Source organism: Pseudomonas sp. P7758 (assembly GCF_013386485.1).
Taxonomy (GTDB): Bacteria; Pseudomonadota; Gammaproteobacteria; order Pseudomonadales; family Pseudomonadaceae; genus Aquipseudomonas.
On the sequence record NZ_JACARS010000131.1, the window covers coordinates 1 to 18,900 of the forward strand.

Annotated in this window: 14 protein-coding genes; 9 read left to right on the forward strand and 5 right to left on the reverse strand. The window is 61.7% G+C overall.

Annotated elements, in window-relative coordinates:
• Positions 1–87: 87 nt before the first annotated feature.
• Positions 88–837, reverse strand: coding sequence for a siderophore-interacting protein (locus tag HX873_RS25200; RefSeq protein WP_008435572.1), 750 nt, complete (start codon positions 835–837; stop codon positions 88–90).
• Complete coding sequence (locus tag HX873_RS25205) at positions 834–1,382, reverse strand: PadR family transcriptional regulator (RefSeq protein WP_003216412.1); 549 nt, start codon at positions 1,380–1,382, stop codon at positions 834–836. The genes HX873_RS25200 and HX873_RS25205 overlap by 4 nt, the downstream gene beginning before the upstream one ends.
• Positions 1,383–1,922: 540 nt before the next feature.
• Here HX873_RS25205 and HX873_RS25210 point away from each other — a divergent pair.
• Genes HX873_RS25210 through HX873_RS25250 form a run of 9 tightly spaced genes read left to right on the forward strand, consistent with a single transcriptional unit; the run spans position 1,923 to position 9,592 of the window.
• On the forward strand, positions 1,923–2,444 hold the full coding sequence (locus HX873_RS25210; RefSeq protein ID WP_023659208.1) for a fimbrial protein: 522 nt from the start codon (positions 1,923–1,925) through the stop codon (positions 2,442–2,444).
• 51 nt (positions 2,445–2,495) lie between these two features.
• Positions 2,496–3,056, forward strand: coding sequence for a fimbrial protein (locus HX873_RS25215; protein ID WP_023659209.1), 561 nt, complete (start codon positions 2,496–2,498; stop codon positions 3,054–3,056).
• 16 nt (positions 3,057–3,072) lie between these two features.
• On the forward strand, positions 3,073–5,685 hold the full coding sequence (locus HX873_RS25220; RefSeq protein WP_177123368.1) for an outer membrane usher protein: 2,613 nt from the start codon (positions 3,073–3,075) through the stop codon (positions 5,683–5,685).
• A complete protein-coding gene (locus HX873_RS25225; protein ID WP_008435565.1) occupies positions 5,682–6,434 on the forward strand; it encodes a fimbria/pilus periplasmic chaperone in 753 nt (250 codons plus the stop codon). Before HX873_RS25220 ends, HX873_RS25225 begins: the two co-directional genes overlap by 4 nt.
• A 21-nt stretch (positions 6,435–6,455) precedes the next feature.
• Positions 6,456–7,037 carry a fimbrial protein gene (locus HX873_RS25230; RefSeq protein ID WP_003216422.1) on the forward strand — a complete coding sequence of 194 codons (582 nt, stop codon included), beginning with the start codon at positions 6,456–6,458 and terminating at the stop codon, positions 7,035–7,037.
• Between the two features lie 10 nt (positions 7,038–7,047).
• Positions 7,048–7,545 (forward strand): fimbrial protein, encoded by a 498-nt coding sequence (locus tag HX873_RS25235; protein ID WP_102369848.1) that lies wholly within the window; start codon positions 7,048–7,050, stop codon positions 7,543–7,545.
• Between the two features lie 14 nt (positions 7,546–7,559).
• A complete protein-coding gene (locus tag HX873_RS25240) occupies positions 7,560–8,039 on the forward strand; it encodes a fimbrial protein (RefSeq protein WP_003216426.1) in 480 nt (159 codons plus the stop codon).
• 11 nt (positions 8,040–8,050) lie between these two features.
• The gene (locus tag HX873_RS25245; protein WP_087692798.1) at positions 8,051–8,584 is read left to right on the forward strand and encodes a fimbrial protein; all 534 of its coding nucleotides are present in this window, start codon (positions 8,051–8,053) and stop codon (positions 8,582–8,584) included.
• A gap of 36 nt (positions 8,585–8,620) precedes the next feature.
• Positions 8,621–9,592 (forward strand): fimbrial protein, encoded by a 972-nt coding sequence (locus tag HX873_RS25250; protein WP_008435561.1) that lies wholly within the window; start codon positions 8,621–8,623, stop codon positions 9,590–9,592.
• Between the two features lie 13 nt (positions 9,593–9,605).
• On the opposite strand, the gene HX873_RS25255 is transcribed toward HX873_RS25250, so the two are convergent.
• The 3 genes from HX873_RS25255 to HX873_RS25265 all read right to left on the reverse strand — a co-directional run bounded on the left by HX873_RS25255 (position 9,606) and on the right by HX873_RS25265 (position 18,651).
• Positions 9,606–14,711 (reverse strand): NEL-type E3 ubiquitin ligase domain-containing protein, encoded by a 5,106-nt coding sequence (locus HX873_RS25255; RefSeq protein ID WP_177123369.1) that lies wholly within the window; start codon positions 14,709–14,711, stop codon positions 9,606–9,608.
• Between the two features lie 135 nt (positions 14,712–14,846).
• Positions 14,847–17,939 carry a transglycosylase domain-containing protein gene (locus HX873_RS25260; protein WP_177123370.1) on the reverse strand — a complete coding sequence of 1,031 codons (3,093 nt, stop codon included), beginning with the start codon at positions 17,937–17,939 and terminating at the stop codon, positions 14,847–14,849.
• 253 nt (positions 17,940–18,192) lie between these two features.
• Positions 18,193–18,651, reverse strand: a complete 459-nt coding sequence (locus HX873_RS25265) for a transposase (RefSeq protein ID WP_032899435.1) — start codon at positions 18,649–18,651, stop codon at positions 18,193–18,195.
• Between the last annotated feature and the right edge of the window lie 249 nt (positions 18,652–18,900).

Below are 18,900 nucleotides of genomic sequence, written 5' to 3' on the forward strand. Positions count from 1 at the left end.
TCGCGAAGAACGTTAACGATAACGCAGTGTGTCTGGTTTAACGCGGCGCTCTCAGGTTCTTCGCGAGCAAGCTCGCTCCTACAGGGATCACTGTTGCCAGTAACCCACGGCCTTGAGGAATGCCTCATTGACGTTGTGCGTGTCCAGCAGCACCCGCCGCACCTGGCGCGAGAGCTTGCTCTCGGTGGCGACAAAGCTGTACAGCGAACCGCCCGGCAGCGTCAGGTTCTGCACCGTCTCGAGCAGGTCATCCTGGCCGCGCACCACCCAGATCACTTCCACTTCGGCAGCGCTGGCCAGCGGCTGCTGTTCCGCCGCATTGGCGATCTCGATCACCGCCAATACCTTGCGCCCCGCCGGCAATTCGTCCAGGCGCCGGGCAATCGCCGGGATCGCGGTTTCATCGCCGATCAACAGGTAGCTGTCGAAGATATCCGGCACGATCATCGAGCCACGCGGCCCGCCGATGTGCAGGTGCTGACCGACCTTGGCCTGCTCGGCCCAGGTGGAGGCAGGGCCATCGCCATGCAGCACGAAGTCGATGTCCAGCTCGCCGATGTCCAGGTCGTACCGGCGTGGGGTGTAATCGCGCATGGCGGGTTGCGGGCCGTCGCCGCGCAGGTTGAAGTCGGGGCTGTCCAGCGCCGCTTGTTCGGCGGCGTTCTGTGGGAACAGCAGCTTGATGTGATCGTCACTGCCCAGGCTGATAAAGCCCGCCAGTTCCGGCCCGCCCAGGGTGATGCGGCGCATGCGCGGGGTGATGTCGACCACCCGCAGGACTTCGAGGCGGCGGCGTTTGATTTCGTGGGTCACGCGGTGGATGGCTTGGGTATTCATTGAGCTTTCCCGTCGGCAATGGCTTGGGCGGTGCTGTTGAGCAGCGCCGCGACACGAACGATTTCTTCCGGGCTCCAGCGCCCGTGGTGCGAATGCAAGGCGTGGCGCAGGTTATGCACCGCCTCGTGGATTTCCGGCGGACGGTCCTGGCCCCGCAGCGAACGTTTGCTCACATCCATGCGCATGCGAATGCCTTCGAGGGCAACCGCCTGTTCGCTTAAGAAGAGACGACCGGCGTCGGTGATTGTGTAGCGTTTTTTTCCGTCTTCGGCGTCGCCGGTAATCAATTCGCTTTCTTCGAGAAAGGTCAGCGTGGGGTAGATCACGCCGGGGCTGGGGCTGTAGGCGCCGTCGAACAGGGTCTCGATCCGGCGAATCAGGTCGTAGCCATGGCACGGCTGTTCGGCGATCAGCGCCGGCAGCAGCAGTTTCAGGTCGCCGGGCGCGAAGACCCGTGGGCCACGGCCGCCGCGCTCGCGGCCTGGACGTTTGTCGAAGCCGTCGCGGCTGTCACCGGGGTCGCGGTGTGAATGATGGTCTCTCATTTCGGGTGCTCTCGTTTGGTTTAGATACAACGTAAGATATATCTTATTGCCGCCGCAACCTCGGCAGACGAACGGTCATCTCGCGTCTTGTGAGACGGGACTCGAAACGGGCCGATCAGCGCACTGACCCTTTCGACATATTCGCCAACTTGTTAGTTGGCGTGCCCCAGTAATTACTGTTGTTTTTTATAATATGTAATCCTATTCTTACGGACTTGTTCTGCACTAAATCATTCTCGTTAAGTTGATGTAGTCCGTTTCTTACGGTTGATTCAAAAGTTTTGGCAAAGTGCCATAATTTTCCTATGTGTCTTGGTGTGACAAGGCTACGTGAATAAGCGAATCGACCGGCTTTCATATTCAAAATCGAAATGGATAATTGCCCGGCCTCGAACGAACTCCTGAATTGCAATACAAGTAATTGGAAAGCATCCGATTTCCATTGCTTCGGGAAATTGTTCTGGCGCTGGGTTAATTAAGTCCTGTGCGTAACTAAGCCAGGATTTCGTTTTGATTTTTAATACATGTGAGCCTCTGCAAATGAAGACTAAAGTAAAAGCTGCGCTGTTGACTGTCGGCCTGTTGGCGGGTTCGATCTCTGTTGCTAATGCGGCGGACGGGACGATTACATTTACCGGTTCGGTCCATTCGGGTGCTTGCTCTATCAAGCCTGAGTCTGTGGATCAGTCAGTTGCACTTGGCGCTATTGCAAAGCATCAGTTGCAATCCGGCGGCAAGTCCACCGCCCGCCCCGTGGCGATCGAGCTTGAAGGGTGCGACCTGTCTGGCCTCACCGATAACACCGTGACCACTACCTTCACCGGTGCACCGTCCAGCGTTGTGCCTGGCGGCATCGGCACGGTCGGCAGCGCGGGCGGCATCGGCATCATGATGACCCACGGCGGCAAAGCGATTGAGCTGGGCGTGCCAACCACTCCGCAGGCCATTGTTGCCGGTAATAACACCCTGCAGTTCGGCGCCTACGTACAAGGCCAGGCGACAGGCGACATCGTTCCTGGTGATTTCAGCGCGGTCACCAACTTCACCTTGGCTTATCAGTAAGTGTTTCCCCCGCCACCACTGGTGGCGGGGGAAAACTGGCGGGAGATCAAGGTGAAAACATTCATAAGTCTCGCTATTGCCTCTTCATTGACGTTGTTCATCAGCCCTTGTGATGCCGCGCAGACGCGTGTGCAAGGCGATGGGCTCGTCACGCTGGGAGGCGAGATCATCGACTCGGCCTGCGGGCTGGAAGCGGTCACTGCCGATCAGACCATCGACATGCCTCCCGAACCCATCGGCCGCCTGTTGCGAGAGGGCGCGGGGCAAATGCAGCCGTTCCAGCTACGGCTGGTCAACTGCACCGTGACGCGTCCCGACCCGCTGCGCCCCGGCGAAACGCTGCCGGACTGGGAGCATCTTCGCGTGACGTTCGACGGGCCCAGCGATATGGGCGGGCGCACCTTTGCGGCCTTTGGGGCCTCGCAGGGGGTTGCTTTCCATATTGAGGACGCCGCTGGCCAGGTGAGTGTGCCGGGAGTGCCGATGGCGCTGCTGCCGGTGGTTGATGGCGACATGACACTTCATTACAGGCTCCGCCTGGTGGGCAACGGAGTGCCGCTGTTGGCAGGGGCTCACCGCGCGGCAGTGCGGTTCAAGTTGGAATACTTTTGAAGATTGAGTTGCGTGTATGTTGAATACGTCGAAAGTCATGAATACGCTGCGCCCCAGCCTCTTTGGCGGGTTGATATCACTGGCTGGAACTGCAATGGGCGCCGGGGATATTGAGTTTAATACCGACGTTCTTGATCTGATTGATCGCTCCAATATTGACCTGTCTCAGTTTGCACGCAGTGGGTTTATCTTGCCTGGCACCTACTCGATGGTGGTCCAGCTCAATACCCAACCTATATCTGAACAATCGGTGGCGTTCTTTGCCCCCGATGATGATCCCAAAGGCAGTGTGCCCTGTTTATCGCGCGAGCTTGTCGAGCAACTGGGCCTCAAGGCGTCCGGTGCTGACCAGCTGAAGTGGTGGAAGGGCGGGCAGTGCCTGGATGTCACGGGCTTGCCCGGCATGGAAGTCAGTGCCGACCTGGGCACGTCCACCCTGGACATCAACCTTCCCCAGGCCTACCTGGAATACAGCGCCATCAACTGGGACCCGCCGTCACGTTGGGACGAGGGGGTGCCGGGGCTGCTGGTCGACTACAACATGACGGCGCAGTCCAGCTACCGCAAAGGTGACGGTACGCGCAATGACCTCAGCGGTAACGGCACACTCGGGGCCAATGCCGGGGCCTGGCGCCTGCGGGCGGATTGGCAAGGGCGTGTCGAGAAAGACCGCGAGGCGCAGGCCAGCCGGCAAAAACTGGAGTGGAGTCGCTATTACGCATATCGCGCCATTCCTGCGCTGAAGGCACGCCTGGTGTTGGGCGAGGACTACCTGTATTCGGACCTGTTCGACAGCTTCCGCTTTACCGGTGCCGGGCTCAAGTCAGACGAAAGCCAGCTGCCGCCCAACCTGCGGGGCTATGCACCGGAAGTGGTCGGGGTGGCCAAGACCAATGCAAAGGTTGTCATCAGCCAGCAGGGGCGTGTGCTCTATGAAACGCTGGTGGCGGCAGGCCCTTTTCGGATCCAGGACCTTAACGACGCCGTGTCCGGCACGCTGGATGTGCGGGTCGAGGAGCAGGACGGTTCGGTACAGAAATTCCAGCTCGATACGGCCGGCGTTCCCTACCTGACGCGTCCCGGGCAGGTCCGTTACAAGCTGTCTGCCGGGCGACCGTCCAACCTGCAGTACCACTCCCACGGTGACTTTTTCGGCACCGGCGAATTTTCCTGGGGAATCAGCAATGGTTGGTCGCTGCTGGGCGGTGCGATAACGGATAACAACTACCGTGCGCTGTCGGTGGGGGCGGGGCGGGATTTGCTGGCGTTCGGGGCCGTTTCCCTGGACGTCACCCAGTCTCGCGCCAGCCTGTGGAACCAGACACTTTCGGGCAAATCCTACCGCCTTCAATATTCCAAGAACTATGAAGAGTACGACAGCCAGGTCACCTTCGCCGGTTACCGGTTCTCCGAGAAGAACTACTTGAGCATGAGCCAATACCTGGATGCTCGGCACTATGGGCTGAACGGTGAATTGGGTGGGCGCGGCGTGTTCGATGAAGACGGTAACTTCATTGAACACTGGAAACCCATTGGCGGTAACAAGGCGCTGTATACGGTCACGGTGAACAAACAGTTCCGCGATCTGAACACCACGGTGTATGCCAGCTACAACAAACAAACCTATTGGAACCGGCCGGACACCCAGCGCTGGAACCTGTCGGCGTCTCGTTACTTCAACGTGGGCTCTGTCAGGAACATGAGCCTGTCGCTGAATTTATATCGCACCCATGAATACCAATATAAGGACAACGGAGCAGCGCTGACGGTCAGCCTGCCGTTGGGCCCCACCGGCACCCTGTCGATGGATGCCAACAGGGCCGGCGGCAAAAACAGCTTTACCACACGCTACGCCGATCGCCTGGATGAACGTAACAGCTACCAGGTCAGTGCCAGCGACACCTCGGCCAGCGGCTACCTGAGCCATATTGGTGACCAGGCCGACATCGACCTCAGCGCCACGACGCAACAAGGCAATAACCGCACCCTCAGCGCATCCGTGCGTGGCGGCGGCACGCTCACGCCTTACGGCGGGGCGCTGCATCGAACCACCAGTACCGGCGGAACCCGGCTGCTGGTCGATACCGCCGGTGTGCCCGATGTGCCCGTGCGGGGCTACGGCACGCCGACCCGCAGCAACGCGTTCGGCAAGGCGGTCATCTCCGACATCACCAGCTACCAGCGTACGGCGGCCAGTGTTGACCTGGAGAAATTGCCCAGCGATGTCGAGGCCACTCAATCCGTGACGCAACTGACCCTCACCGAAGGGGCCATTGGCTACCGATCCCTGGAAGTGATTTCCGGCCAGAAAGCCATGGCGGTTCTTCGCCTGCCGGATGGCAGCGCACCGCCCTTCGGCGCCACGGTGAAAAACCGCAAGCAGCAGGACACCGGGGTGGTGAATGACGGCGGGGATGTCTACCTGAGCGGCATTCAGGCCGGCGAGCAGATGATCGTCAGTTGGGGCGGCACCGAGCGCTGCGTCCTGACGCTGCCCGTCGAGTTGCCAACGGATGCGTTCACCGATGCCCTGCAACTGCGCTGCCAGAGGGTAGCCGTCGATCAAGCCTCACCCGAGCCAGCCACCCTGACCGGCCAGCGAAACACTATGGAGAACCCATCCTCATGAAACACCACATACGTTTTACCTACGCACTGCTGCTGGCGGTCTTGAGCCAGAGCGCCAACGCCGCTGTCGGCCTGGACCGTACCCGCGTGATTTTCGACGGTGGCAAAGACGCAACCAGCGTCAACATCACCAACAACAACCCCCAGTTGCCGTACCTGGCCCAGGGCTGGATCGAGGATGAAGAGGGCAACAAGATCACCTCGCCGTTGATCGTGCTGCCACCGGTCCAACGCCTGGAGCCCGGCAAGCAAAGCCAGGTAAAAGTCCAGGCGTTGCCGGCCGCCAAATCGCTGCCCCAGGATCGGGAGACGGTCTACTACTTCAACCTGCGGGAAATTCCGCCGCGCAGCGACAAGCCCAACACCCTGCAAATCGCCCTGCAAACCCGGATCAAATTGTTTTACCGGCCGCAGGCAATTACCCCCACCCAGCAGGACCTGTCCAACCCATGGCAGGAAAAGCTGACCCTTACCCGGCAAGGCGATCACTACCAGGTGAATAACCCCACGCCTTACTACGTGACCCTGGTGGATGCGCGCAGCAGCAAGGACGGCAAGACCATACCGGGCTTCGAGCCGGTGATGGTCCCGCCCAAAGGCACGCAGGCCCTGGGGCCGACTGCCAAGGAGCTCGGCACCACCCCCTATTTGTCCTACGTGAATGATTACGGTGGCCGTCCGCTGCTGGCGTTCACCTGCAGTGGCGAGACATGCAAGGTGAACACGCAACTGTCTGTGGCCAATCAGTAGTGCCTGCTGCCGGAGAACGTCATGAAGTTGCACACAGTGAAGGTCTTGGGCGGTCTGTTGCTGGCCCTGATGGGGCCGGCGCACGCCGCGGATGACGAGGATGTGGAGGGCATGGTCGGGATGCTCAACATTCTCGGGTCCATGCATGAAACCCCCTGCAGCCTGGAGATGGCATCCCTGCACCAGACGATCGACCTGGGCCCGGTGTCGGCCAGCCAGTTGCAACGGCCGGGTGACCAGGCGACCTCCGTGGCCTTTCAACTGCTGTTCGAGGATTGCCGGCGCACCGCCGGCCGCATCGCCAGTGAACGCACGGGGAACCTGACATGGAGTGCTTATCAACCGGTGCTCTCGGTGGCGTTCATCGCACCAGCCGATGCCGACGATTCACGGCTGGTCAAGGTGCAAGGCATCACCGGGATGGGCCTGCGCCTGACCGATTCCCAGGGGCGCGATGTACAGCTGGGTTCAAGGGGGGAGCCATTGTTCTTGCCCTTGGGCCGCAACACGCAGACCTGGAACGTCCAGCCCACGCGCACCCCGGCACCCCTGACCAGCGGTGCATTCCGGGCCGTGGTGGATTTCAGGCTCAATTATGAGTAAGGGCAGAACAATGACCAGGTTAACCGGCCCGTGGGCCATTTTTATCGGTGCGGGACTGCTGTGGGCGGTCAGCCAGGGCGTGCAGGCCGATACCAACCTGACGATCCGCGCGGTGATCATCGCGCCGCCGCCATGCGTGATCAACAGCGGCGGCACGCTGAATGTGCCGTTCGGCAATGACCTGCTGACGTCACGGATTGATGGCGTGAATTATCGACGGGACGTGCCGTATACCGTCACCTGCAGTCCTCCCGTTTACAGCAACGCGATGACCCTGGAACTCAAGGGCGCGGCAGCCGGGTTTGATAACAAAGTGCTCTCGACCCCCAAGACCGACCTGGGGGTCAAGCTCTTCGCCAATGGGGCGGACTGGCCGCTGAATACGCCGCTCAGGTTTACCCATCCGACCTTTCCGGTCGTGCAGGCGGTGCCGGTCAAGCGCGCAGGCAGCACGCTGACGGGCGGGGCATTTGCGACCGCCGCCACCCTCGTGATCGAGTACCAATAATGAGGAAACGATCAATGAAATGTTGGCCACAGCGAACGTTGCTCGGCTTGTGTTGCTTCGGCTTTTTCAGTGCTGCGTCGGCCAACCTGACGTTCAACGGAACGCTGAACGAGCCGCCGCCCTGCACGATTGATTCGGGCAGCACGATTGAAGTCGATTTCGGGGATGTCGGCACCAAGCGTGTTGATGGCGTGAAATATCGCAGGGCCGTCGGCTACACCATCCGCTGCGGCGCCTCCACGCTGCCGTGGCTGTTGAAGTTGAGCGTCAAGGGCGCAGAGACAAGCTTTGATAACGCGGCCCTGCAGACCACTGCGCCTGACCTGGGCATTCGGCTGTACCAGAACAACGCGCCGTTTCGCCTCAACACGCCGCTGGACATCAGCCTGGCGGCACCGCCGACCTTGGAAGTGGTGCCGGTCAAACGGCCGGGTTCGGTCCTGAAGGCCCAAGGGTTCACGGCGGTGGCCACGCTGTTGGCTGAATACCAGTAGGAGTCGAGTGTATGCGACACGCAATGATTCATAAGGGGCTGGTCCTGCTGCTGACCTTCGGCCTGGCGGCCACGGCGCAGGCGGTGGACAACCTGAGGTTCAAGGGCAACCTGGTGGAACAGGCCTGCACCATCCGCCCGGGCGATGAAGCCATCACCCTGGAGCTGTGGGACCTGACCAGCAAGCACCTCTACATCAACACGCGCTCAGTGGGCAAACGTTTCACCCTGCACCTGGATGACTGCAATACCACCATCAGCGACTCGGTGACCATCCTGTTCAACGGTGCGGAAAACCGCGCGCTGCCCGGTTTGTTTGCGCTGGACGGTGGCAGCGGTGCCTCTGGTATCGGGCTGGGTTTGGAGACACTGAGCGACAAGCCGGTGCCGGTGAACAAGGTCGGCGACGAACAGAAATTGAGCCCCGGCAACAACGTCATCCTGCTCAAGGCCTATGTGCAGGGTGAGCCGGATGCCCTGCGGGACAAGACCATCGGGCACGGCAGCTACCGTGTGACTTCGACGTTTACGCTGGATTATCCGTAACGGTAAACCGTTATGCATGGGATGAAAGAGAACAACATGAAACGACTATTTGGAGCCGTTGTGCTGCTTGCCCTGGCTGGCGTCACGACGACCGTGAAAGCGGCTGATTGCCGGGTCAATGGCGGCAATTGGCAACGGGTGAGCATTGGCGGGACGTTGAACCTGCAGGTTCCGGTGAATGTGCGGCTGGAGGTGAATGAGCCGCGCATTCTCCTGTCCGGGGTGAGGATCGAATGCCGGTTTGAACCGGACAGCTATACCCCGGATGGACGGCAGGACTACTGGGCCACCGGGACGAGGATCGGCCCGGCCTGGTCGCCTGGTCCGAAGTTCGTCAGCCAGACGACCGGCTTGCGTATCAATGGCAGTTATTGGAACACGCCTATCCAGGCGGGTATCAGGATTGCGACCATGCCTAACAATACGTCTCCGATCCCGATCGATGTCATCCCTTATATATTGATCCGCAACAACCCGACCAACCCGATCGACATTCGAATAGGTGACACTCTGGGCGTGTTACGTCTCGACCAGACCAACAACTACGATTCCTTTTCCACGAGCCTGCAGCTTACGTACATCGCCAACAACGACTTCACCATCTCCCCGTCGTCGTGCACGATCAACAATAACCAACCGATCGAAATCAACTTCGGCAACGTGCACCAGAGGGCGATAGGCACCGACCCCGTATCAACCACCGTTCGTACCGATCGCACGCTCACCTACCGGTGCCCGGACCCGGGGATTACCACGCCGATCACCATTACCTACAAAGGCACGCCGTCCTCGTTCAACGCCAATGCGCTGGTGATGAGCAATCCGAACGTGGGCACGGCCCTTGTCCGTCAGGGGACTGCGGTTCGAGTCAATGGCTCGTTCCTGACCCGTATCACCAACAGTTCCGGGAGCGACGTTGTAACGTTCGCCCTGGTCAAGCAGGCGGGGTCCCTGCCTGTCGAGGGGCCGTTGAACGGCAGCGGCGTACTGGTAATGGGGGTGCCATGACACACCCATACGGTCAGACCTGGCGCGTGACGCGGTTACGTTGTTGGCTGTGGCGTTCCAAAGCCTGGTGGGTCAACTCGCGCATCCATTGTTTTTCGCGGTAGCCCAGTTCGTTGAGCAGCAGGTTGTAGCTGTCGTCCGTCATGGGTTGCCCGGTCAGCACCTGCGGGTGCGGTACACCCAGGGCGTCGGCGAGGCCGATCAGCGTGAGCCTCAACGCTTCCTTCTGCTCGGCGGGTAAGCCGTTGGCCTGGGCCAGCCTGGCCTGGGCTTCCTGCAGTTCATCAAGGCGTGCGCATTGTTCGTCGAAATGCCGGGCATTGGCCTCAAGGGTGTTCGGGTGGTGGTCGTGCAGGTACTGTTCCCAATAGGGCTCCAGCAACATCTGGTTGACCAGGCCATCGCCTTCGCCCAGCTCCAGCACCGTGCTGTAGGCCTGTTCGATCTGCGTGGGTTTTACGTCGCCGGTGTCGCGGTACAGCATGTGTTCCGACAGCCAGGGCAGGTCGAGGCGCTTGGCCAGGGAGGTCTGGTAGCTCAGGTAAACCTCCACGTCGTCCACGTTACCCATCACGCCCTCCCGTCGTTGCGAACGCAGCCATTGGCCGAGGCCGCCTTCGGCTTCGGGTTTGAGCCGATGGGCAATGTCCTCGCTGGCGATGCGGTTCAATTGCTTGAGCCGTGCATTGCCCTTTGCCAGCGTCACCAGTTTGCCCTCGCGCTCGCTGGCCGAGGCGGAGTAACGCTGGGCTTCGCTGACCAGCACTTCGATGCCCAGGTCATTGAAAATCTGTGCACTGCCGTCGGCGCACAGGCCGGGAAAACTGGCCATCTTGAACAGCTTTTCACGCAGCGCCGTATCGTTGTGGGCCGCCTCCAGCAAACGCCAGACGCGCTCGCGCAACGTTTCAAGATTGTCCCAATAGGTGTCCATGTCCTGGGGCCGCTGGAAGAAGTCGGGCGCTTCAAGGGCCTTGATCACCTCGAACAAACCCTGGGAGCCGTGCTCGCGCTCCACCGCTTGCCACAGCTCCTGGCGCCTGCCCAGTAACGGCGGCCTGACCCGTTCCAGCCACGGGCCGCTCTCTCCACGGGGTTCATAGCTGCGGTTGGGGTCCAGTCCGGCGGCTTCGCGGTACTGCTCGTACAGCAGGCGCTGGTCGTTGAGCAGGGTGTTGCGGTCCAGGCGGGTATGGGCGACGGTCCGGGCCTCGGCGCTATCGGCCATGAGCGCTGGCACATGATCAATCCGGGTTTGGCTCAGGTCCAGCAGGAAACCCTCCTCCCGTGGGTGGGCAAACAGCCCGGTGGGCCATTGGGTGATGGGGGTGCGGCTCAGGAACAGGCGGCGCAGGTGCGGCATTTTCGAGATGTTCGGTGGCTGCGTCAGCGGGTTGCGGTACAGGTTCAGGTTGCGCAGGTGCTTGAGGTTTTTCAGGCGCGCAACGTCGCCGTTGAGCAGCGTGATCTGGTTTTCCCCCACGTTGAGGTCGCGCAGGTAGCGCATGTTGGCGATGGGCTCGGGCAGCCGCGTCAGTTCGTTCGCACTGACGTCCAGCTCCCGCAGGGACGGGAATGCCTGCAGAAAGGGCCACTGGCTGTCGTTGAACATGCAGTTGGCCAGCTTCAGTTGGGTGACGTGCTCGAAACCATTGCCCAGCAGCGGCAGGCTGCCGGGCAGGTCCAGGGCGCTGAGGTCCAGGCTCGCGCCGCTCTGCACCTGGCCCAAGTCGTCGCGGTGCTCGGCGAGGCGGTCTTCCCAGCAGCGATAGAGTTTGTGCGCAATGATATTTTTACGCAGTTTTTCCTCCCGGGCCATGCGGCTGTTTTTGGGATGGGGGCCGGGCAGGCGCTTCCATTGCTCCAGCTCCCGGTACAGGTTGTGCCGCTGCAGGACCAGGCGATTGAGGACATCGTTGTTCAGCCCCGGGCCGATCTCATTGAGGAACCGTTGCAGGCGTTCCTCCTCCAGGGTCGGGAACAGACTGGCCAGCACCTCCCGGGCGCGGGCCTGGCCCAGGTGCTCCTGGGCGCGGCGCAACCCGCCGAGGGCCGCGCCGCCGAGCAGGGTGGTGGTCTGCACATCTGCCGTACTGCGCAGCGGTGGCTCGGCCAGCACCCGGCGCCGTTCGGCCAGGGGTTCGAGGGTTTCCATCAGCCAATGCTTGAGCCCGGCGCCCTGGCCGGGCCGGTAGCCCAGTTCACATTGCTGCGCTTCGGACAGCGCGCGCAACAGGCATTCATACAGGGTATCCGGCCCATGCAGGCGCTGGCCCTGCTGATCGAACAGTTCGTAGCCCACGTCGTTCTGGCGCACCAGCACCCGGCGCCGGCGGGCATCGGCCGGCCCGGCTTCACAACGCAGCGTACCGCTGACCAGGCGATCGCGGATTTGCAGGTGCAGGTCGCCAAAGCCATCGCTGTAGCGCTTGAGGGTATTGAGCACCAGGCGCTCGGTACCTTCGGTGATCGCCCAGGGCGGGAAGAACCCCGCGTAGGCCTGGACACTGTGCTGGGCGAAGCTCAGTTCCCTGGCCTGATTGAGCAGGCGCAGCGGTACGTGGTGGTCCAGGGTTTGCCGTTCGGCCGGGGTTGTGCCGGCCAGCAGGGTGTCGGCCAGCGGCCGGTCCAGCGGGCTGACCTGCTCGCGCAAACGGCGTCCATGGGGATCGGCGCTGACCTGGCGGGCCTGATGGATGTAGTCGGCGATGTCACCGGTCTGGCGCGCCACCGAGTCCGCCAGTTGATCGCGCAAGGTTTGCACGCGCAGTGCTTGCGGCACGTCGCCGCCCAGCAGGTGCCTGATCGACGGCTCATCGAGAAACTCCAGCACCCGCGCCGGCAACTCGCCGGACATCACCTCGGCCAGGCTCAATTGCAGCGTGTCGGCCGGCGATGCCTGCGGGTTGGCGTACTTGTGGGAGTCACCGCTCTTGTCCGAGCGCACGAACACTTCCAATGCCTTGGTTTGGGGCCAGCCCGGCAGCTCGGTGATGGTCTGCTCGAACCAGGCGGACGTCGCATCCAGCGGCAGCGGTGCGCCGGCGCGAATGGTGTGCACGGTCTGTGTGGCAGCGCGCTGGGCTTCATAGCGATTGAGGGTCGCTTCCAGCAGCGGCGGGGTCGGCCGGTTTTGCACGTAAAGGTTGCGCAGCACACCGTCGTCGGCACCGCTGATGCGTTGCATCTGCTGCAGTTGCTGGTTGCTGAAGGGCGCCGTGCGCGGCCCCAGGCGGCGCATCAGCGTGGCGCTGTCCCAGGTGCGCGGTTGCTCGGCTTCATGTACGAAGGCGCCGTCGCCGTTGAACCGCACCAGGGGTTGATAGGCGTTGGCGCGATCCGGGTGAGCGATACGCGTGTCGCCGGTTTCAGGGTCTGCCTGCACTTCGAAGTGAGTACCTTGCAGCGCGAGGATCTGCTTGCCCCGATGGGTGTGCAGGCCGTCGACAATGGGCGACTGGTCGAGGTTTTTCACAGCATAGGGCGCAATATCCGGGTGCCACAGGCGCGTGCTGCCGTCGGCCCGCACCACCGGGCGCAAGCCTTCGACGAAGGGGCTGAGCTTGAGCCGTGCGACATGGCCCAACTGGCTGGCAGCACCGAACAAGGCAAACTGGATCACGCTGTCGGCCACCGCGACCACTTGCTCCGCCGCCTCGGCACCGCGCCCCTGAGCCCAATCGACAATCCCCTCGAACACCTCGTCGGTGATCTGGTACAGGCTGTAGGCGAGCATCGCTTCACCCAGCAGCGGCACGAAGGGTGTCAGCACCAGCAGCGCCGCATTGAAGATATCCCCGAGGATTTTTTCCAGGTTGTCCCACCAGGCCCAGCGCGCGTGGCGGTCGGCGGTGGCGGTGGGCACGGCGATGTCCAGGGCATCGTTGACGATCTTGTTCAACTTGAGGCGGTACTGGTAATTCCACAGGTCATTTTCGGCGGCGAGCGTTGAGCGATTGATGTGATCGTCACCGATAGCCTGCACGCTGAATTGCAGGTTTGGCTGGGTGGTCGGGGTGTCGCGCCAGCTGGGACGCGGGTCGGTGTGGGCGGTTTGATGCCAGCGCACACGGCTCAAGCGTGTATTGAGCCCGGCAAAGAATTCACCGCGCCTGGCGTGGTCGATGAACTGGCTGAAGAAGGTCTGGTAGCGCTGGCTGTCCCGCAGTTTTTCCGTGAGGTGGCTGAGGAAGGCCGCAGGCGAAGGGTATTGCTTCAGAGGGTGTTCGGGGTCTGCGGGGATGTACACCAGCACCTTGCCGACGGGTCGGGTGGGCTGCGGGACAAACAGCAACAGGATGCCGGTCAATGCCGTGTTCATCAGGCTCAGGGTATGGCATCCAAGCGCCTGACCGTCCAGCAGCGCGACGCGGCCGGCGATCAGGTCGAGCACGGCGCCGTGGGCATCGGCGTCGATGTCCCGGTTGATCAAGGCCAGGTGCGCCGCCGTACCCAGGGCAGTCTTCTGAGTGGCAATCATCTGCAGGCGCACGGCCCGGGTCACCGCCGGGTCATAGAACCCCAGGGCCTGGCGCAGGCTTTTCTGGTAGCGGGCGCCCAGGTCCAGGGTGCGGCAGATGTGCTTGAACTGTTCAGCGGTCAATAACGCGCCGGTGATGGAGTGGCGCAAGGTCAGTGTATCCCGCTGCCCGCGTGGGTCTTCGGCGGACAGGAAGGCGTAGTCGACGAAGGTGTCCGAGGCGGCAAAGTTGGCCAGCGCGACGTCCAGCAGCGACAGGGTTTTGCTTTGCTCCCCACGATTGAAATCGTGCACCCACCAGGCAACTTTGGCGCTGGCATACAGCCGCAGGCAGGTGGTTCTGACGTCAATCTCGCCATAGGCCTTCAAGGCATTTTTCAGCAGCGGTTCGGCGAAGGCGTACACGTCGGTCAATGCCTGGAATCGCTGGTCCATCGCAGCCTGCTGCTGCCAGTGTGCGGCGATCGCGGGCTTGAGCGCTTGATGCTGGCTGGCGCTGGCATGGGGATAGTGGCGGATGCCTTGGTGGGCGACGTCGTTGAGTGCGCACAGGCGGAGTGGCGAGGTGGTTTTCAGCCAGTGCGGCAGGGCGTTTTCGATAAACGCGTGGTGCAGGGACTGGTCGGGTATGTCGGCCATGGGGGCAACCTGTAGAGCTCAAAAAGAAGGCTTGAGTCTATGCACCGGCACGGCTGCGGATAAGTTTGAATAGTGGGTGGAAACCGCGGCGGATCCCTCAGTAATCCGCAAGTGAAAAGCGCAGGGATAGGCCCATCAGCGCACGCTGCATAAGCTGTTGTTGCCCGGTTGCAGATAGGGCGTAAGAATCGGCGCCATGCCCTTGAGTACCTGTACCGGCAACGCCGAAGTGAACTTGAAACCCTGGGCCGAAGCGCCGGGGACGAAGGCGGTCAACGTGCCGAAATGATGCTCGCCGATGTAGAACACGAAGGTCGCCGTGCGGTTGATCGCCTTGGAGCTGAGAATCCGCCCGCCGGCGCCGATGGCTTCGATCCGGTTGTCGCCGGTACCGGTCTTGCCACCCATGGCCAAAGGCGTACCGTCCGCCAGTTTGAAACTGCCGGACACGCGCCGTGCAGTGCCCGCGTCCACCACCTGGGACAGCGCCCCCTTGAGTGCCGTGGCCACCTCGGAAGGCATCACGCGCTTGCCGCGATTGGGGTCGTTGACCAAGCGGGTTTCGTACGGGGTGTCGGCGGCAAAGCGCAGGCTGTCGATACGCAGGGTGGGCTGGCGCACGCCATCGTTGAGGATGATCCCCACCAGTTCCGCCAGGGCCGCCGGGCGGTCGCCGGAGCTGCCGATGGCCGTGGCAAGCGACGGCACCAGATGGTCGAAGGGGTAGCCGACTTTTTGCCAGCGCTGGTGAATATCGAGGAACGCTTCGATCTCCAGCATGGTGCGGATGCGGCTGTCGCGGGCACTCTTGTGGCGGCTCTTGAACAGCCAGCTGTAAACCTCCTGGCGCTCGTGTTCACTGGCGGCGGTGGCCTGGGTGAAGGTGGCGTCGGGGTTGTTCAGCAGGTAGCCCATCAGCCACAGATCCAGCGGGTGAACCTTGGCGATATAGCCTTGGTCAGGCAGGTCGTAGGCGCCGGGGCCGTAATTCTGGTAGAGCTTTTCGAGGCGCTCGTCGGTGAGTTTTTCAGGGCTTTTGACGCTGCTCAAGTGCGAGCGGACGAAGCTCTTGAAACTCGCCTGGCTGGCGTTGGGCAGCAGGTAGCGGTGTACGGCGGCCAGGCGGATGGCGGTGGGGTGCATGCCATCGAGGAAAGTATCGAGGCGCGCCTGGGTATCTTTGTTGCGGTACTTTTTCCAGAACTTGAGCAGGAACGTAGTGCCCTCGCGGTCGGCAAACTGGGCCAGGTATTCCTGGCGGCGCGGGTCGTTGTCGTCCTTGAGCAACTCGGCGCTGTTGTTCGGGCCCTGGTAGGTGGTGTAGCGCACCAGGTCGCGCATCAAGCGAATGAACGGCAGGTTGATGGACTCGCGCAGGGCCTCGATCAAGGTGGGATTGCGGCCGTTGTCCTGGCTGCGGAAGTTGTGGAAGTGGTGCATGCCGCCGCCGGTGAAAAAGCCTTCGCCGGTGTTGGCCGAGTATTGGCGATTGAGGGCGGCGTCGAGCATGGCCGGCAGGTTGCGGTCGCTGTTCTGGATCAGGTAATCGAGGGCCCAGCGGGTGATGCGGTCCTGGTCGTCCACCGGAATCTTGCGCAACTGGGCAGCCGGCATCGCGCCGTATTTGTCGTGCAGCTCGCTGACGATTTGCAGGTAGGTGGTCATCACCCGCAGCTTGGCGGTTGAACCCAGTTCCAGCTTGCTGCCTTCGTTGATGTCGAATGGCTGGTCGGTGCTGTCGGTTTGCACGCGCACGCGGGCACCGTCGGGTGTCATCTCGTAGAGGTTGAAACTGTAGCGAACCTGAGCGGTGCTGGCGGGCGTCAGCAGCGTGGGCCCGAGCAGGCCGATCTGCGCGGCGAAAGTGGGGTCGGCGAGTTGCTTGAGGTACGTGCTGGCCTGGCTTTGCAGGTCGGCTTGCAAGGTGCTCGTGGCAGAGAGATCGAGTCGGTCGAGGTCGTACAGCGGCTGGTTGAGCAGGGCGGCCAGGCGAGTGCGGGCGACGCTGATGCCCTTGTTGGTTTCGATTGGCTGGATCGTCGGTTGTTGCTGCCAGTCACGGTAGGTGACTTTGCTGGCGAGGGCTGCGCTGGCCAGCGCCGGGTCGATCACGTTGTTTTGTGCGAGCAGGCGGATGTGGCTGTCGGTGAGGTCCGCCAGTTCCTTGTGGCCCTTGGACAGATAGTGAGACGGGCGACGCTGGGCGATCATCAGCGACAGCACCTCGCGCAACGCCAGACCCTTTTGCGGCAGCTGTTTGGGGTCGGTGCCGATGAGCAGCGCGTTTGTCTGGTTGAAGTCGGCGCCGTACCACACGCGCAAGCCTTCGGCCATGCCGTGCACTTCGCCATGGCCGGGTACCGCCGACAGGGGCACGCTGTTGAGGTAGTCGCGCACGATGTCTTGTCGGGCCGCGAGGGTTTGCGGGCCGTCCTGATACGCGCGCACGCTGGCGGAAATCATCTGGCGGATTTTCTCGCCGCCGGACAGGGTCAGGCCGTCGGGCGAGTGGCGGTATTTTTCCAGCTGCGTGGCCAGGGTACTGCCGCCTGCCGTCTGGCCGGGCAGGTGCAAAAGCTTCGCCACCTGGGACCAGGCGGCCTTGGCAAAGCGCGGCCAATCCACGGCCGGGTTGAGTTGCGGGTTTTTCGGGTCCAGCAGGTCGCGGTCTTCGATAAACAGCAGGCTGCTGACCACCACCGGCGGGATCGCCGCAAAGCTTGGGTAGAACTGTTGTGGATACGTGAACTGATACAGCGGCGCGGCGCGGCAATCGGTGATGGTCAGGCCGGCCTGGATCTTTTCCGGGTAGGGCACGAACAGGCCGCGCTGGGCGTAGGCCATCAGGTCGGGGGAGAAGCGCGCTTGAGCCTGGATCAGGTAGTCACGCTTGATCAAGCGCGGCAGGAACTCGCCGAGGGCGCTGTAGCCCAGGCGCTTGTCAAAGGGCCCGGCGCCAGGGTAAACCCGCGCATCGCTGGGGCCCGAATGCATTTGGTAGGTGAGGGTTGAGGCAATGTCGGAGAAGGTCTTGGCCTGCAACCTTGAAGTGCGCATTTCCCGCAGGGCGGCAAAGCCCAGGGCGATCAGCGCAATCAGCAGCACCAGCCAGAACAGCCGCCACCACAACCGTCGGCGGGGAGGAGTGCTTTGTGGCAACGGCTGTTCATCCGGGCTATCGGTGGATACCGCAGCCTTGGTCGAAGCGTTTTGCCATAAAGCGCCCATAGTCGATTGATCCATTTACGTAGATTGATCGGACTTGGTTGAAGCTTAGACGGTGGTGGGCGAGTGGGGGGGATTTGTGAGTGTGATGCTGTTTGTGGCGAGGGGGCTTGTCCCCCGTTGGGCTGCTCAGCAGCCCCAAAACCTGCCATGAAGATCTTCCTGAAGAAATGCGGTGTGTTTACTGGGGCTGCTGCGCAGCCCAACGGGGGGCAAGCCCCCTCGCCACAGACAAGCCCTCTCCACACAGGAAAAATCAGAGCCAGGCTGCGTCCCATAGTGGGTAGTCACCAATATGTTCGACCAGGCCCGCTCGCAGAGGATTGGCGATGATGTAGCGGGCAATTTTGCGAAGGTCTTCATCGCTACGCACTGCTCGGTCATGGTAGCCAAGTTGCCAGAATCGTTCTTTGCTGCCGCGTGCGCGATTAATGGTGAGGGTGCTGCGGGATTTGGTACGTCCCACAGCCTGCGACAACGTTGTGCCTTGCAGCTCAAATAGCCAATGAAAGTGATCAGGCATGACGACCCATGCCAGAGAGTCGACCATTCCCAATTCATGGGTCTTCCTGAATTCTGCTACCAGTAGTCTTCCCAAATGGAAGTCTTTGAACAGGGGTTGCCGGTTGTGAACCACGGCGGTAATCAGATAAGGACGGCCAGATTCTGAATGTCGACCACGGCGTAACAGATGAGAGTTGGGTTGATGAAGCATTCCTTTGCTCCTTGAGGGGAAGTAGTCAATTGACGTTAGCAGCTGCTGTGGAGTGCTCTCTTGCAGTTCAGTGGCGGCGTGTTTCTCGAAGGTAGATTTGTGGCGAGGGGGCTTGTCTGTGGCGAGGGGGCTTGTCCCCCGTTGGGCTGCGCAGCAGCCCCAGTAAAGACACTGCATTTTCTGGATAGAACTTATGGCAGGTTTTGGGGCTGCTACGCAGCCCAACGGGGGACAAGCCCCCTCGCCACA